At 43.5% G+C, this 18,155-nt stretch carries 10 protein-coding genes; all 10 read right to left on the reverse strand.

Annotation, left to right across the window (positions count from 1 at the left end; translation table 11 throughout):
- Window positions 1-2: 2 nt before the first annotated feature.
- On the reverse strand, window positions 3-2,798 hold the full coding sequence (locus ACOIT5_RS19145) for a SusC/RagA family TonB-linked outer membrane protein (RefSeq protein WP_423127777.1): 2,796 nt from the start codon (window positions 2,796-2,798) through the stop codon (window positions 3-5).
- A gap of 21 nt (window positions 2,799-2,819) precedes the next feature.
- Complete coding sequence (locus ACOIT5_RS19150) at window positions 2,820-4,295, reverse strand: fasciclin domain-containing protein (protein WP_423127778.1); 1,476 nt, start codon at window positions 4,293-4,295, stop codon at window positions 2,820-2,822.
- Between the two features lie 26 nt (window positions 4,296-4,321).
- A complete protein-coding gene (locus tag ACOIT5_RS19155) occupies window positions 4,322-5,857 on the reverse strand; it encodes a RagB/SusD family nutrient uptake outer membrane protein (protein WP_423127779.1) in 1,536 nt (511 codons plus the stop codon).
- Window positions 5,858-5,874: 17 nt separating this feature from the next.
- Window positions 5,875-9,096, reverse strand: a complete 3,222-nt coding sequence (locus ACOIT5_RS19160; protein WP_423127780.1) for a SusC/RagA family TonB-linked outer membrane protein — start codon at window positions 9,094-9,096, stop codon at window positions 5,875-5,877.
- Window positions 9,097-9,113: 17 nt separating this feature from the next.
- Window positions 9,114-11,048, reverse strand: a complete 1,935-nt coding sequence (locus tag ACOIT5_RS19165; RefSeq protein ID WP_423127781.1) for a fasciclin domain-containing protein — start codon at window positions 11,046-11,048, stop codon at window positions 9,114-9,116.
- Between the two features lie 112 nt (window positions 11,049-11,160).
- Window positions 11,161-12,312, reverse strand: coding sequence for a sialidase family protein (locus ACOIT5_RS19170; protein WP_423127782.1), 1,152 nt, complete (start codon window positions 12,310-12,312; stop codon window positions 11,161-11,163).
- 22 nt (window positions 12,313-12,334) lie between these two features.
- A complete protein-coding gene (locus ACOIT5_RS19175) occupies window positions 12,335-13,258 on the reverse strand; it encodes a dihydrodipicolinate synthase family protein (protein ID WP_423127783.1) in 924 nt (307 codons plus the stop codon).
- Between the two features lie 190 nt (window positions 13,259-13,448).
- Window positions 13,449-16,121, reverse strand: a complete 2,673-nt coding sequence (locus tag ACOIT5_RS19180; protein ID WP_423127784.1) for a sodium:solute symporter family transporter — start codon at window positions 16,119-16,121, stop codon at window positions 13,449-13,451.
- Window positions 16,122-16,128: 7 nt separating this feature from the next.
- Window positions 16,129-16,836 (reverse strand): FadR/GntR family transcriptional regulator, encoded by a 708-nt coding sequence (locus ACOIT5_RS19185; protein ID WP_423127785.1) that lies wholly within the window; start codon window positions 16,834-16,836, stop codon window positions 16,129-16,131.
- Window positions 16,837-16,951: 115 nt separating this feature from the next.
- Window positions 16,952-17,977 carry a LacI family DNA-binding transcriptional regulator gene (locus ACOIT5_RS19190; protein ID WP_423127786.1) on the reverse strand — a complete coding sequence of 342 codons (1,026 nt, stop codon included), beginning with the start codon at window positions 17,975-17,977 and terminating at the stop codon, window positions 16,952-16,954.
- Window positions 17,978-18,155: the final 178 nt, after the last annotated feature.

An 18,155-nucleotide genomic window follows, 5' to 3' on the forward strand; every position in this document is an offset into this window, starting at 1 on the left:
AATTAAAATGACATCTTAATTCCCAGAACATAAGACTGAGGGACTGGTGATGAACCAAAATCAATTCCCCGAAGCATTGGATCGGAAGAGCTGATCACTTCCGGATCGAAACCACTGTATTTTGTTAGTGTGAGCAAATTTTCCCCGGATAGATATATGTTTAACTCACGAAAGAATTTCAATTTTCCTCTTGTCGGAACCGTGTAATTCAGTGAAACATTTTTCAGACGCAGGTAGCTACCATCTTCGACCCACAAATCGGATGCAGAACCGTTTCCTGAAGGATCATCATAAGCGGCACGACTCAGACCATCTCCGGGTTGGGCAGAGGAAACCCATCGACCAAGAACCTCAGTCGACTGGTTTGAATAATCTTTCATGCTGTGCATTTGCTGATTAAAACTATTGTAAATGTCGTTGCCCACCGAATAAGAAAATAATGCATTCAACGACAGACGTTTAAACCGAATCGTTGTGCCAAAATTTCCAAATAAGTCAGGCAGGGACGAACCAATCAACTGACGGTCGGCATCGTTAACTTTATGGTCGCCATTGATGTCTTCAATGATGTAATCACCTGCTTTATACTCTGAACCGTCTGGTCTGGTTAAATTGACATCATCTGCAGACTCAAAAACTCCCCGTACTTTATAGCCGTAAAATGATCCGATTGCTTCCCCTTCTCTGGAAATTGTACTGACATTTCCGAGCATTTTTATAATCTCACCGTTATACAGTTCTTTCACTTCATTTTTGAGCGTTGACAGATTTCCTCGCACAGACCAGTTTAAGTTTTCGCGGTTTACCAGGCTTGCTTCCAAACTGATTTCAACCCCCTGTGATACCACTTTACCGTTATTTTCAAACTGCGGGTCGAGCCCCAGTTCAATCGGTACTGCTCTTTGAACAATAAGGTCGGACGTCTTTTTATAATAATAGCCTCCGTCAACCATCAGTTTATTGCCGAACAGATCAAAATGCACTCCTAAATCATAGCAGTCGGTGATTTCAGGTTTGATGTTTTCGTTGGCAATGTTTCCCAGATATACTCCTCCATAACCGTAATAGTTGGCCGGATAATACAGGTTGTAGTGATAATATCCGCGTAAATCGTTGTTCCCGCTTCTACCCCATCCCGCTTGCAGTGAAATTTGGTGATTCCTGTTCCTTTCGAGGAGATCTATAACTCCCTGAAGTCCCGGATAAATTTTCCACCGCCCCTGCTTCCCAAAATTTGACGAACCTTCGGCATTAATGTTTGCCAGCAATGCTAAACGATCAAACAGATCAACATTCCCATTGAAATAAAAAGCGATTAGCTTCGATTGATAATTGATATTGGACGTTGAATCAACAGTTCCTTCCTGTAAAGTTTCGTAATCGTCGGAACCTGCGTTTATTTTGCGAACAAAAATTGACTTTTCTTCTGTTGATTCAATAAAAAATCCGGTTTTCGTTGAATAGTTATTTGAAGAACCAAATGCTCCGTCTTTCTCCAACCACGAATTCCAGACAATTTGGAACTCACTGGAATTTCGCTTAAAATTCTGTCGAATCCGGTTCAGGTCGTCAACAATCCCCCACGAAGGACGGTATTGCTGCTCCTTCATATTGAAGTAGTTGAATGCAAATGCCGATTTCAATAACGTTCCGGTTGCAAGTCTCCATTTAGCATTGATGATTCCGTCAACACGGTTTTCTTCATTGCTGTTTTTCAAGCTGTTCACCAGGGCCAAAGGATTACTTTTTCCTAACTCATCCGAATCAGAAAGTTGACCCGTAAGCAAACCTGTTAATGAATAGAGGTACGGGCTTAGAAACGGAGCTTTTGTAACTGCAACATAAATAGGATTTATTGCATCGTTAAATCCTTGTTCGGCATATGTTGAAGTCGTGTTGGAATAAGACAAGTTATTCGAAATTTCAATTTTTTGGGAAAGTTTATAATCGAGGTTGAAGCGCATATTGACGCGTTGTAAGTCTGATTTATCAATGGTTTCTTCCTTTTTTGTATATCCTACACTAAACATATAACAGGCATCCCCGTCTCCACCTTTCAGTTTCAGGTGGTAATCCTGAAAGTTTGCATTTCGCGTTATTAAATTCAGCCAATTGGTATTGTTGTTGTAACGGGGCGTATTTGGATCAAAGACGGGATTCGAATTCAATTCACTTTCAGAAGAACCGTTTTCAATCAAATAATTTCTCAAGTAGTTTTTAAACAGGGAAGCATCCATTCGGTCAACGTCATAATTGGCGGTCATCCAACCAACGCGGGCCGAAAAATCGATCTTGGTTCCTCCCAATTCGCCCCGGTCAGTCTCAATAAAAACAGCTCCGTCTGAACCTCGTCCGCCTAAAAAAGACAAATCATTCCCTTGCTTTAAAATATCAATACTCCGGATATCATTTGGATTAATAAAATTAAAACGGGAAGGTTCGTAAATTGACAAAAAGGATGACAATGAACGTGAATATTTCATAGGAACACCGTCAACAAAAACGTAAGGCGACGCATTCAGATTTATCGTATTTACACCCCGAATCATCAGATGGGGTGCTTGGCCGGCAACTCCGTTTTGCAACAGATAAACGCCCGCTGTACCCGGAAGTAATTCACCAAATGTAACAGCATCTGATTTCACATCCCATTTTTTAATTGAAGTCGCAGAAACCGTCGGTTCTTCCTCCTGCATTGGCACCTCTCCTCTATTCCCTGCTTCCTGCCCTATTGTGTTTAGGCTGATTAAGATGAGAAAAAAGAATAATCCTATATTTATGATACATTTTATTTTCATTTGTATTTTATTTTCTTGTTGTTAGTCGATTATGGGAATCAGCTCAATCATATCCATCAGTATATCACAGCAATAGCTCCCGGTTCTTCCCGATGCGAATGCCGTCAGAGCAAAATACAAGGTGACATCCGAACGTGTTGCAACAGTAATATCTCCACAGTAATTATAAGCCAGATAGCTCCATTCTTCGAATACACCGTCAGACTTGGACAGGACAACGTTGTCTTCAATGATCTCGTCATTATAAATTACCAGAAACGTTCCCCTGGAAGTAGCTCCGCGATGAATCAACCGGATCCTGTAATTACCTGCCGGCACGTCAGAAAAAGTTAACTCGAAAAAATCGCCAACCTGCTGCGCATCGAAAGCCATAATTTTATTCTCCTTATTCTGGTGGTAGCTTTGAGTTCCGGTGTTCAGAACAATGCGCGCAGGAGCCTGGGTAAATACGTTTTGTGCCCCATACGGGCTGCCTGGAGGATACAGGTTCAATCGAATCGTCGCCGGCGGAGCTTCAACAATATGCAAAACCGTGTCAACCGAATGATATATTCCGTTTAAACAGACCCGGTCAATTCCGTATTCCAGCGACTGGTCAAACCGGAAATCGCCGTTCATTGAATATTTTCCGAACCTGTCAATACTAAACGTTAATGCTTCATTGGGATAAAGCGAATAAATCCGATTCTTCACCAGTTGGTTCATAAAGTATCCGGAATCAGGAATCATATGATATTCGACCCATTCCCGCAGATTCGGAATTGTTTCTTTGTCAAAATCATTCCGCAGCAATACCTCGTCTCGCTCAATAAAAAGCGTAATCGTACTATCCTTTAAATAACCGGTTAATCCGGCTTCTTCAATGAGATCAAGCATAATACTGTACTTTCCGGTTTTCGTCAACTGATCAAAAATGGTTTCGACCGGAGGAGACATAACTTCATCCGTGATATTGATATAACCGTTGCTCATTTCTATGTTGTATTCGAGAATAGTAGCAACATTATTCAGTTTGATGGAACTGTACGAATCGCGTATATCTGCAATCACATATTTATTATTAAGAACGGTAGGAACAGGCAGTGGCCCCGGTTCCAGGGTGTTGGTATTCACTTTCTCGTTTAATAAATGATATTTGAAATAATTCAACCAGTATTCGGGTGATTTATCCGTAATTGATGAAACATTCTCGCCGGTTGATGTTAATCGGTCAAACAGGTTTTCGAAAGCCTGGTTATTGGGAACAAATACGGTATAGGTCCCAGCGGTTTTCAGCAGGTTACGTTTGCCTGTATACTCAACTAACTCGCGATAAATACTGAGATCTTCATGGCTGTCGATATAGTCCATGATTTGTAATTCATCGTTTTCATTATAACGGGCATCCGAGAATTGATTTTGACAGGCATGTACGACAAGCAGCAACAAAACAAGCATCAAACAGAAACCGGAAAGCTCAATCAAAGTATTCCGATTGGATTTTATCATTCGTTTCATTTCTTTCAGTTTTATTGGTTCAACTACTATTTGTTCTTGTAGAATTCTTTTTGCTCAAGTTGATGATTGTATTCAACCTCTTCGTAGTAGTAGGGCAAAAACCAACTTTCAGGATTCAGCAGACGTGCACGGATTACCTGAAAAGGTTGTCCCATGGAATGATTTGTTGCCGCTTTCTCAATCAAAATGGATTCGTATCCTGACCGGCGTGAAACCCGGACTGCAGCAAACCATTCTTTGCCTTCGAACCCAAGTTCAAATTCACGTTCCATCAGAAGCCGGGAGAAAAACTCCATCCCTTCTCCACCTTCCCCGGGACTAAGCAGCGGAATATCGCAATGCTCGCGAATGATGTTCAGAATATTTTCCGCTTCACCGTATTCCCCCAACATAGCATAGGCTTCAGCTTTCATAAACAATACTTCGCGATAACGGTAAAAGATATAATTTGCCGTGCGGTTGTTTTGGCTCCGGTACGACCGTTGATAAGCAGACTGCCCCAGGTATTTATATACCTCCAGCGCCGAACCATAACCGGTTGATATCGTTCCGTCGGTTCTGAACGCCCCGTATGATTTCAGTCGAATGGTATCGGAAGTACTATATAGTTCGGAGACAATGGGATATAGTATTTCTTCCGAATTTACTTTTATGTTACTCAGATTTGCCAGGTATTTTTCTTTGCCCGTATCGTAATACGAGAACCAGCCATACAAGGGAGAACCGGGGCCAATTTGCAAGTACTGCAATTCAAAAATTGACTCAGACGAATTTCCGGGGCTAAAGATGGTGTACCAATCCTGAGGCTCTACCAGCGAATTGGCATACCCGGCATCGAGCGAGCTGCACAGATCGATACATTGCTGATACTGGTTTCGCCAAAGTTTCACATCGGCCCAGATCGCCCGAACGGCATTTTTCGTTACCCGTCCGTACCTTTCATTTACTGTCAGATAAGTTTCCGGAATATTTTTCAGTGCGAAATCCAGGTCTTCCTCAATAAAATCCAGCACAACTTCTTCAGGAGAAGCCGCGGTATTAACATCCTGCGAGTCGGATTCATACGGCTCTTTAATGATCGGGACATCTTTGAACGTACGCACCAGATAAAAATAGTATAACGCCCTTACGGCATAGGCTTCGCCCAGCATATTCGTCAATTCAGCTTCCTGAAACGTAGGATCGTTATTCAACGCCAAAGGCGCATTCAGGATAAACGAATTGACCCAGGTGATCGATTTGTAGACCTGCGACCAGGAAGTCAATCCATTCTTTGTATAAATGTCGTGTTGAAGAAATTGCGCATAGTTGGTTGAAAATTCACTACCTACTCCCGGAGCATATAAACTCGAGCGGATATCGCCCCATACATGGAATGAATTTAAACTACTGTGCAGTGAGGTGTAAATCCCCATTAACGAAGAGTATACCTGATCCCTGTTTTGCCAGAATTCATCTTTTACCAGGTTGTCGGGCGTATCTACATCCAGAAAATTGTCGCAGCCTGAAGCTAAAAACATCAAGCCCAGCAATCCGCATTTTATTGTATTTAAAACTCTCATCGTTCTGATTTTAATTGTTAAAATGAAGCTCTAAGCCCAATTGTAAACTGACGGGAAGGTGCCGTTGCATTGTCGTCGACACTAAACATATTCACCGTTCCTTTTACCGGGACTTCCGGGTCAATTCCCAGATATTTTGTCCAGGTATACAGGTTGTACCCGGTAAAATAAATACTCAGGTGCCGAATGCCAAGGTTCAAATTACTGATTGATTCTTTATCAAAGTTGTAGGTAAGTGAAACGCTTTTGAGACGAACATACGAAGCATCTTCAACCCACCGGGTAGAGGCATCGTAGTTCCATTCAGCAAGACGCTGAGCCCTCGGGATATCAGTAATATCTCCCTGTTTTCGCCATCGGTTATTCACCGACCGGGCCTGGTTTTTTGAGTCTGCCATTTTTTCCACAGATTTCCGGGTGCCATTAATCACCTCATTTCCAAACTGGTATTGAAAATTGATTCCTAATACCCAATTCCGAAAATTAAACGTGTTGTTCCATCCACCGTAGAAATCAGGATTTGCATCACCTACCTGTACCTTATCTAGTTCATTGATGATACCGTCGCCGTTAATATCTTCATAGATCATATCCCCTCCCCGGAACTGATGGCCGGAATTAGACCCGTAACGCATGTATTTTGGGGTTATATCGTCGGCTTCGTAAATAATATTTCCTCCGGAATCTCTCAAAATTGCATCCTCGTCCTTTGCATAAACACCCAACGCACGGTAACCGTAAAATCCACCAATCACATCACCTTTCTGTAGTTTTGAGGTATAACCTTCTTTCGTAGCTGTAAATGAATTCTGGTCCAGATTCTCCGGGAGGCTTAACAATTTGTTCCGGTTGCGGGCAATATTAAAGAATGATTTCCAGCGCAGTTTCGATTTGCCACCTTTCAATACAACTCCGGTAATACCAAATTCAACGCCGGAATTTCGCACCGAACCAAAGTTTACATATTGCGATGTGTAGCCCAAGGTTGAGGAAAGCGTTTCTTTCAATAAAAGATCTTTCGTCGTTCGATCGTAATAATCGAACTGTCCGGACAAACGATTATCGAAAAAACTCCAGTCGACACCTGCATTGTATTCCGTGGTACGTTCCTCTTTGATCTTGTCATAGGCAAATTTCGAAGGATAGTTGTAGGTATTGCCCATATAACCGGTACCAGTGCCATAAGCTACATCATATAAATTCAGAATATCCGGCAAACTACCGGTGATACCGAATGCAAAACGCGGCTTGACGGAGTTGATCCATTTTGCAGAAGACAGAAATTCTTCTTTTGACAATTCCCATCCGGCGCCGATGGCCGGGAACAACGAATAAAGATTATCTTTTCCGTAACGCGAATCACCCTCTATTTTTCCTGTCACAGTCAAGAAATAACGGTCTTTCATCACGTAGTGCCCCTGCAAAAACATTCCGATGTTTTTTTGGGAACCAAAAGTTCCCGATGCACTTTTTATAATTGCCGATGCATCAGAAGCTCTTAATTCGGGTGAAGCACCATTGTAATAACTCACAGAAGTTGAGTTATTCCTCTCAGACGATATATTTAACACACCAGTCAGGATGAGCCGGTGATTGCTTTCGTTGATTGCAAACCAGGACAAGCGATTGTTATTTGTTAGAAGCAATTGGTAGCCCTCAGCCTGCAATCCGGCATTGTAAAGTTCTTCTCCGGGCAGTGCAGCAGTTGCATAACCCGGAATAAAATAATCATCTGCCGACTCGCGGAAATCAACTGATACCTGTGAGCGGAATTCCAGGTTACTCAGGATTTTGTACTCGAGCACCGTTGACGCCATAAAACGGTTTGCTTTGGTCAGGTAAGTTGAATAATCAATGATTGCCAGCGGATTGTAGCGAGAAGTGACAGAAACTACATCTTCACGATCGACAAAGTAATCCAGTCCGTTTTTTGAATATACCGGATAATAAGCTCCCATGTTCCGGGCAAAAGTAATCGGTTTTATCGCCGTGCTTAGATCCAGTGGATGATCCTGCCCCCTTTTGTCGGTCAAGGAATTTATATACGACAGGTCTGCTGAAATTTTCAATTTGTCGGATACCCGGTAATCGAGGTTAAACCGGGTATTGAAGCGATCGTACCCGGTACCTTTGGTTGTACCGTACTGATTGGTATAACCCAAGCCCCAGTAATAATTGATTCGTTCGCCGCCACCGGTCAGAGACGTATTATATTGCTGATAATATCCATTCCGGGTAATGACGTCCATCCAGTCGGTATTGTTGTTATATTCCCAGGCATCGCTACGAGTCAAATCGCCGCGTAACTGTGGAAGATAAGTTCCATCGTCGGCGCCGGCCCGGTAACTTTCAATCGAAAAGATCCGATGTTCATCCCCATTCATCATTGGGATGGTGTTGGGTACCTGAGTATATGTAACTTTTGAGCTGAAGGTAAATTCGGGCTTTCCGCGTTTTCCGCGTTTTGTTTTAATCACGATAACACCGTTTGCCCCCTTCGAACCATACAACGCCGTGGCAGATGCATCTTTCAAAATATCAATTGATTCAATATCCGAAGGATCGATATCACCAATCGGGCTAAAACCAAAATCAGTAATACTTTCCACTTTGTATTTATCTCCGATCACTTCCGCACCGTCAATCACCCAAAGCGGGTCGCTGATACCGGTAACACTGGAAATTCCGCGAATACGGATAGACGCCGCTGCACCCGGATCTCCGCTATTCGACACAATTTGCAAACCAGGAGCAGCCCCCTGCATCATTTGGTCGACTGAAGTAACCGGAAGATTTTTCATTTCTTCCATATCGATTGAGGTAACAGCGCTGGAAAGTTCCTTCTTGTCGATAGATAGAAAGCCCAGATCAGCCTTCGGCTTTTTTTCTGCAACAACCTCAACCTCACTGATTTCCTGATTGTCAGGCAATAATACAATCTCAAAATAGTTTTTACTTTGAATTTCAAGACTTTGCGTTTTGAAACCAATAAAGGAAAATACAATTTTTGTTTCTTCTCCTGTTCTGCGCAATTCAAATTTGCCGTCACTATTGGTGGTAACTCCATTAAGAACCCGGTTATTCCGGTTCACAAACATGACGGTGGCCCCGGGAAGAGGATGACCTTTACTTTCGTCAAAAACCACTCCTTTTATGAATTCGGTTTGTCCAATGGCTATTCCGTTTAAACTAAAAAGCAAACAGATAAGAATACCTATATTTTGAAATAATTTGATCATGTCTGAATTTTTACAGGTCACAAAACTTGATTAATTTTATGGACAACCCCATTACTTCCCTGAACATTCACCGTTTCAGGTATAACTGCATCACCTGAAGGGCCCGTTACAGAAAAACTGTCCCATGCTCCGGTAACGGTTAAATACTCTCCGTTTTTGTTTTGCACATTTCCGCTAAACACGCCGTCGGAAAAGATATACCGGTTGGCCACAATATGCCGCTTAACAAACGCTAACAAATCGGCTGCCTCCATATTACTGACATCTATACCTGCATTTTGGATGGCTGTATTGGTTGGAGCAAATACCGTGTAGGTGAAAAACCCTGTCAGGTTCAGTTCAGGTACAATACCGGCATTGATGCAAGCGGTTCTGAACAGAGAGCAATCAGGATTATTCTGGATAATTGCATAAACGGTTCGGCTCACATCAGTTTTTTGCATGGGAGTTAAAAATCCATCAATTTCGAAAATCGCTCCATTGCTTCTCACCCAGGTTGGTATTTCCGAATGAAGCGAAACAGACTTACCTGTATAATCATAAAACTTTTCATCATCATACAGGATGTACCCAAATTCTGTCGGATAAAACCGTTTTCTGAACCCTCCGTCTTCCAGCACATTTATATTTAAAATTCCTGTACGGCACTCTTCGTAACGTTTTTCCAGTTCTTCTGTTTCCAGGTCTTCAGCCAAAGGCGATCCCCAAACCTGATCGGGCTGGATAAGAATGGTTTTCGGACTGTGCTGATAATACAAACCGTCAGTAAGGCCCGATTCCAGATTGGTGTGTGCAAACATCCAGTCCCACTGGCTGTAGCTGGCATATTTAATGTAAACTCCCCCTTCAACGCTGTGAAGTTTCGGCGGTTCAATCATTTTATCAATCTTATAGATTAAACTGTTACTTGCCAAGATTGAACCGACAATATGTGACGGGAGGTCGATTATCGTTAACGGATAGGTGTTTGTTCTTAGCTCCGGATTATTCCGGATGATATCTCCTTTAAACCAGGTATCTGCAAGAATGCTGCTTTTAATGATTTCTGTGATAATTTTTTCAGGAATGGAATCGATCGTATGGTATAAATCCGCCATATATGGCTCAAAATAGTCCTGAATAGCCTCATCGGTTGGCACAAATACGGTTGATAATACAGTTTCATTGGCCAGGTTTCTTCCGAAGGTATACGATTTGTATTTCGTTGTATCAACCCATCCGAATTCGTCTTTTTCTCCCAAAGTGTAGGTCACATGTTTATCAAGCCATTTATTAAAAACAGATGTTTGCCCTTCACGTTGAATGGCTTCGTCAGTCCTGGGCAAAACATTGAGTGGTGATTCCAAAACATGAATTACCCCGTTGCTGGCATCGATATCATATTGGTCTTCTGAGATCTGAGCTGTTTCAGTTCTAAAACCGCTCCCTTCGCCATTGTAAATCGTACGATAATCGTCGCCCTGTACCTCAAAAAAAGCCGGTGTAAAAATACGTATCGATTTGCCGGGTAATTTGTCTTCGCTTCGGGTCCGATAATAGGTTGCTTTCGTTGGGTTTAAACCTGTTTTAGCATCTTTATATTTTTTTTCAATGTCGTATTGATAATACATTCCACTGATAAAATGATAGTTAACATACCGACGAAGCTCTGTTTCCGGCACTTCATCTATGTTGTTGTATCCTATTTCGTTCAGGTAAACTCTAACATGCTCATTGGTTGGGGCCAGGCAGGTATAGATTGCAGCTTCACCCAGTGTTTTTCTCAGTTTAAGCTTATCTATCATTTCAACAAAATCAGAGCATTGTTCATCCTCACTCAAAATCTGAACGATGTTCTTGTCTATTTGACGTTTGGGGTTATAATGTTCTTCAAAATCTGAAGTACACGCAACCACAAATACCGCAAGGAATATTTTTAAGTAGAAATGCGTTTTTATCTTGATTTTTCTCATTTCTGTCAGGTTTTTATGCTAGAATTATTTGTGTGAATTGTTTATCCTATCCCGATATTGGTGTTAGGACAATTCAAAATTTCCCATATTTAGAAAGTAAAATTACTTTCGATCAAGGAATCAGATCTTTTAGTCTCATACGGACAAAAGTGATCGTCTCGTAGGGCCTTCTCTCCCCTGTTTCGTACAAAATAGCCACATCGCCATTTGATAGTTTCACTAAACAGGAATAGGCTGAAGGAAAAGCATCGACAAGAATGCCGGTCTGCCAATCGACGCAATCATCCTCGCTGATTTTGATGGTCATGTGGGTGCGGCCAACCGGTACCGCCGGATTGGAAAACAGATGGTAATTTTTCCCCTTGTAACTTCCGTAATTAAGTATGGCGGCCTGGCAACGCGATTCGACCAGTTGATAGTCGTGTTCAATTGGGCTCCAGGTTTCGCCGCCATCTTTGCTCAGCGAGATAGACCGGCTGTATTTATCGTTGTAGGAACGCATATTCATCAACAAAGTGCCGTCGGACAGTTCGGTCACCTGGCTTTCGTTGCAGCCGGGTTTAATCGGCGCGCCCATTCGCCATGTTCTTCCATAATCGTCCGAAATCAGTACATGAGCGCCATAACCAAACGGGCCTTTGCGCACAGCGCCATCCGGATCATCGTAACTGTGGTTGGCCGGGATCACCAGACGACCGTTATACTTTCCGTTTTTCATCTGAATGCCTATCCCCGGGCCGGTGGCATACCAGCCCCAGGAAGGATCCTTACAATTTGCCGACATATCTATGGGTTTTGACCAGGTCAACCCGTCATCATCAGAGTAGCACAAAAAAGGTAACCGGGATGAAACTGATTTTTTATGAATAATTTCCGTTTCATCGTCTTCACCACGATTCCAGGTCATCCATAACCAAATCCTGCCGGTTTTTTCATCTACCACCGGACAAGGGTTTCCGCAGGTATTGAGGGCATCGTTCCAAACGACGATCTCTTCTCCCCATGTTTTCCCGTTATCGGTTGAACGTTTGATTACCAGATCGATATCGCCGCTGTCTCCTCCGTCATTCCTGCCCTCGGCAAAGGCCAGAACAGTTCCTTTGGCACTGACTACAATGGCCGGTATCCGGTATCCTTTATATGCGCCCTCGCCGGTTTTCCATAACTCGTGACGGTGAATAATCTGTCCTGATGCTATTTGCGAAACGCATAGTGCAAGCAAAAGCATCAGAAAAATTGAATACGATTGAAGTTTTCGGTTCATGTTTCGGTTTGATTTAGATTTTTCACACGTGCACTTTCTTATTCGCCCAATCAAAAAAACCGATCGCTTTCAGTTCTTTTTCATACTGATGATATTCCTCAGCAGTAAGATTCCGGGCAGGCGCCCTGAGTGGCCCGCAATCCAACCCGAGCATTTTCATGACGGGCTTTCCTCCAATCACGCCTCCCCCGTAGCGAATGAGGATTTCTATAAATTTTACCGACTGGTATTGGTAATGGCGTGCAGTCTCCATGTCTCCGGCCCAAAATGCTTCCATCAGATTCAGGTACATCGCGGCCAGGTAATTAAACGTACTTCCCACGGCAGCTTGTGCCCCCATACTTAAGCCGCACAAAAGTTCTTCATCAAAACCGTGAAGAATGTCCCATTTTCCCTGATCTAGGCGAATACATTGCAACATTTCCATCATATTCCGGTGTGTAAACTTGATGCCTGCCAGGTTTGGGATGGCAGGTTGTGCTTTTCTCAGAAATTCAGGCATGGCTAACCAAATTTCCGATACGGTTGGGATGTGGTAATAATAGAATGGCAGTTCCGGCGCCCCCGAAGCAACTTCGGAACAAAACCGGACCAAATCTTCCACGCTGCCCGGTTTCAAAAAGATGGGCCCCATACAACCAATCGCCGAAGCGCCAATCTGTTGGGCATGTTCTGCCAGTTTATTCGACTGCACGTAAGAAGTAGTGCCAACATGTACAATCACTTTAAAATCAGCGGTTTGCTCTTTAATCCATGTTTCGGCAACAGCCATCCGCTCCTCCGGGGCCATCAGCATCCCCTCGCCCGTGGTTCCGCAAATAAAAGCGCCATTCACCCCGTCATTTTTTAATTTCGCTGCATACGGGGCAATCAATTCCAGTTTGAGGGAACCGTCCTCAAACATCGGTGTAAATGGCGCTGCTATTAATCCTTTTAGTTTTTGCATTTGTATATAATTTGGTTATTCATTATTAGTCACTGGTTACTGGTTACTGGTTACTGGTTACTGGTTACTGGTTACTGGTCACTGGTTACTGGTCACTGGTTACTGGTTACTGGTTACTGGTCACTGGTCACTGGTTACTGGTTACTGGTTACTGGTCACTGGTTACTGGTCACTGGTTATTAGTCACTGGTTACTGGTCACTGGTCACAGTCAATCCATCCACCGGTTTTTTGGATCCCGGGAAAAACAGGCTTCCCAGCCAACCCGCCACAAAACAGGATATTACGCCGGTTGCGGTGTACATAAGTAAATGAACGAAATGATGGTTACTGACAAATACCTGTACGAAAATGCTCACGGCAATGCCAATCAGCGCTCCGGGAGTATTGGCGCTGCGTGTAAGGATACCGAGCAGGAAAAGGCCCCCCAGGCTGCCAATGAGCAGACCGATCAGCTTGTTGAATTCGTCCCAAAGCGACTGGATGTTCCAGGTTGCCATAAAAAGGGCAAATAAAGTGCCCGCCAACCCGATTACAAAGGTTGTGGCGCGTGCAATTTTCAGCGGTGAAATTTTTGAAGTCAGCTTAAATCGGAAATGAATATCGGTGGAATAGGCCGTGGCAGCCGAATTCATGCTACTCGACAAACTGCTCATGGCCGCTGCAAAGATCCCGGCAATCAGTAAGCCTGAAAATCCGTCCGGAAGCTCCGACGCAATGTACCATGGAAAAACGGCATCTGCATTTTCGAGCATCGGGTTATTCAGTTCCGGAAAATTTTTATAAAAAACAAATAAGCTTGTCCCGATAGAGAAAAACAGAATGGTTGCCGGAATGGTCAGCCAGGCATTGGTCCACACACTTCGACGGGCTTCTTTCTCCGTTTTTGTCGTCAGGTAGCGTTGCACCATGGTTTGGTCGGTTCCGTAAGTGGTTATGTTGGTAAATAATCCGCCGATCAGCATCACCCAAACTGTTGGTTCACGCAGGGTCAGCCGGAGGTCAAGCAAATTGAATTTATTCGCCGAAACTGCGGTTTCATAAACCGTGCCGATACCGCCATCAATGGCATTTGTCATCAGGAAGATGGCAATCAGGGCTCCGGTGAGCAGCACGACTACCTGGATGACATCCGTCCAGATAACCGCTTCGATGCCACCCATCATCGTATAGATCAAACTAATAATCCCCATCAGCACGATGCACCAAAAAACATCCATGCCCGTCACGACATTCAACGCCAGCGAAGGCAGCAACAGCACGACTCCCATTCGCCCAATCTGGAATAATATAAATGAAATACTTCCCAGCAAACGAATCGTCAGGCTAAACCTTTTTTCAAGGTATTCATAGGCAGTCGTTACATTCAGACTTCTGTAAAAAGGAATAAAAAGAATGATGATAACCGGTGCGACCAAAAAGATGGACATATTGAACGCAAAATAGGCCCAGTCGGTGGCATAGGTTTTTGCAGGTACAGCCATAAAGGTGATGGCGCTTAATGCCGTTCCGAATAAACTCAGGCCTGCAGCCCACCACGGAACCCGTCCGCCTCCTTTAAAATAGTCATCGGTGTTTTTTTGTTTTTTTGAAAAGATGTACCCAATGACCACTAATAAAAGAAAGTAAAGTAAAATGACAGCAGAGTTTAACCACCCAAACTGAAAAGATTGCTGGATTGGTGTTACCTGGATAATATCAGGCGTGCGGATGCCCGGTTTAATTTCTCCGCTTGTTAAGATGACTCCGTTTCCACAAGGAATGGCATTGGTCGTAACCGGACAGAAAAAACTAAATTGGCCCCCGACGGTCACCGTATTTGTGATGGTATTGTAAAGCAAAATATTTTTTGAAAATCCGGGATGATTTTCCAGGTGGCTGACCAATTCAGCCTGTATCCGCGAAACAGCCTCCGTATTCCCTTCATTGATTGCATGGTTTAGTTGGCGTTTGAATTGTTGTTCTTTTAGTAAAAGTTCGCCCGGATCGCCTCCCGGAAAAACAATGCTGCCGGCCCCAAGCGGAAAAGCAGTTGCTGCCATTACCGGAAACTCCTGTTGCGCCTCATCTCCAATACTGGTCCATCCGTTTATTACCGGATCATAAAACATCCCGTCTTTGAGCACGGTAATTTCTTTCGATTCATCCACATGGCGTCCGCTAAACAGATAAATACACGGGCGGGTACCATTTGACTGAACGGCTGAAACCGGAAAAACCCTCCCGGAACCGGGAAAATCAGGAAGTTTTTCCCATTCAAATTTCTCTGTTCCTTTTTTCAACAAATCGAGCCTGAAAAAGTGGTTGCCGGTATCAGTCCCATCGGGAGAAGCCGAACCGCCAATCACATACACGGCATTACCCAGCAACGCAGCCGACATAAAACTCAATGGTACTGGTAAGTCAGGATAGTCTTCAAAATCAATATTCTGCTGAAGGTCATTCCAGCGTAGCAAAAAAACGTTTGAATAACAAGCCGACTGATCACTTCCCCCGATACATAAAACCCCTTCGGGCAAAGAAACCGAAGCCCCGTACGCCCGGGGATTTTTCAATCTGAATGACCGGTCAACAAGACCGAGTTCGTTTCCGTTCAACCGGAAAACAGTTATCCGGTCGTGATAAACTTTACGGCCGCCTTCCCAGGGCAAGGCTTCGGGAAAATTGGCGCCACCGGCAATGAACAGCCGCCCCTGCACAATACCTGAAAACGCCCCGGCAATGCCCGGGTTCGTTTGCACCGAATCAGCCGAAGGCAGTTTCCCGACTACGCTCACCTGAAAATTATCCTTAACTGCCGGCCTACTCCGGGCATTCAGTCCGAATAATAAAATGGTGATTGCTATGTAGAATTTCAAATTCATCCGCTTGCTAAACTCCTTTGTAAATAAATTCCATGTATGGCTGAAGATGGGTCTTGATGGCCTGGCGGTACCCCTCCATGTCGCGGTTTTTTATAAATTGAAACAAGTGCTGATGTGTGACAATCTTTCCTTCCTGAAGCAAACGTTCGTTGACCGGGGCAAAATAGCTTTCATAGTTCATTTTGGCGAACTCAAAAACCGGATGGATAACCTGCTGAAACTGAATAATAAAATTGTTCCCCGAAATTTCATAGATCTTTTTATGAAATTCGGTTTCCTGTTCCACGGTCAAACTGAATTTCATCGCTTCCTGCGAGCGGACAATATTCTCCAATTCGTCAACTTTCCGGTCATCCAGGTTTTTGAACAGAAAATCGGTGAGCCCGATTTCCAGCGCAATCCGTAAGCCCATCATATCAATAATAGCCCTCTCGCCTAAGAGGTAAGGTTCAATTACTTTTTCGAACCCCGACATTAACGACGGCTCCTGAATAACAATCCCTTTGCGGGTACGCGACTGCACGATGCCCAACATCCGAAGCCGGCTAAGTGCTTCTCTTAACACATTCCGGCTAATTCCCAACTCCTTGGACAGATCCATCTCATTGGGAAGGGAGTCGCCCGGTATCAGTTTTTTTTCTTTGATGTAGTCCAGAATGGACACTTCGACCTTATCAACCAGGGTAATTGTTCTATTGTCTATTTTAAAACTCATAGTTATAAAATTAGTATAATCCTATTTGTCCTACAAATATGGCATATAAATGAAAATCCACCCAATCTGTCAATATGTTTTTTAACAGAAATCTGGCGGCAAATTCTAAAATTTACTATTTCCGCAGCGTTGATTTCCTAATAATCAGGTCATTTCGGATAAAAACGGTTTCTGAAGCAATATGCTCATCATAACGTTCAATTTGCCTGATTAACAAGCGGGCTGCAGCCTGCCCCATTTCAAACGCATGGTCGTCGATGGTGGTTAAAGCGGGTTCAATGATCATAGACGCCGGTGTATTGCTAAATCCGGCAACCGCCAACTCTTCCGGAATTTTCAGGTTTTCTTTTTTTGCATATTGAATAGCGCTGACTGCTGTTACGTCGTTGGCACAAAATAATCCGTCCGGTCGCTTCTCCCGATGAAGCAGTTGCCCGGCAAAGGTCCAACCCTCTTCCCGGTCCAGATCGTTTGCATAACAAATCAATTCATGGTCAACCTCTATCTGATTTTTTTTCAAAGCAGCTTTGTAGCCTTCCAGCCGGTTTCGGAATATCGACGAGTTCTGGTTGCCTGCAATATGGGCAATCCGTGTGCAGCCCATCGAAATCAAGTGCTCACACACTTTAAATGCTGCATCAAAATCGTCGATCAGTATCCGGCTCGATTCAATCTCATAACAAACCCGGTCGAAAAAAACAAGCGGCGTATTATTTTCTTTCAATTTTAGAAAATGATCATACTGATTTGTTTCCAGGGCTAAACAGGCAATAACGCCGTCGGCTCGGTTTGACAGAAGCACTTTAACATTCTCGGTCTCCCGCTGATACGAATCATTCGACTGAAATATCCCGACATAATAACCGGCTTTATTGGCCACCTCTTCCATCCCGCTGATGGCATACGAATGAAAATGGCGGTCGATACGCGGAACAATCACCCCGATGAAGTTTGTTTTTTTTCGCCTCAGGTTTGCCGCGATCGAGTTGGGAAAATAGCCAAGGCGGACAGCCAGTTTCTGCACCTTTTTGCAGGTTTCTTTTCCAATACTGGGATGATTTTGCAAAGCCCTGGAAACCGTTGACGGAGAAACTCCCAACAACCCGGCCAGTTTTGTAATCGTAACACGCTCATTTTTCATTTCAAAAAGAATCAACTTGAGGTAAAACGTTTGCGTAAAAATAAAACAAAAATACGAGGTATTCTAAGATACTCATCAACTTTTAAAACAATCAAAGTTTAAAAAACTCTCATTATAATCTGAAAATAAAGCAAAAACAATATTATGCACTTGGTTTTTCATTTTTGAAAAAATTTAC

This window comes from Gaoshiqia hydrogeniformans, from assembly GCF_049347105.1.
Taxonomy (GTDB): Bacteria; Bacteroidota; Bacteroidia; order Bacteroidales; family Prolixibacteraceae; genus Gaoshiqia; species Gaoshiqia hydrogeniformans.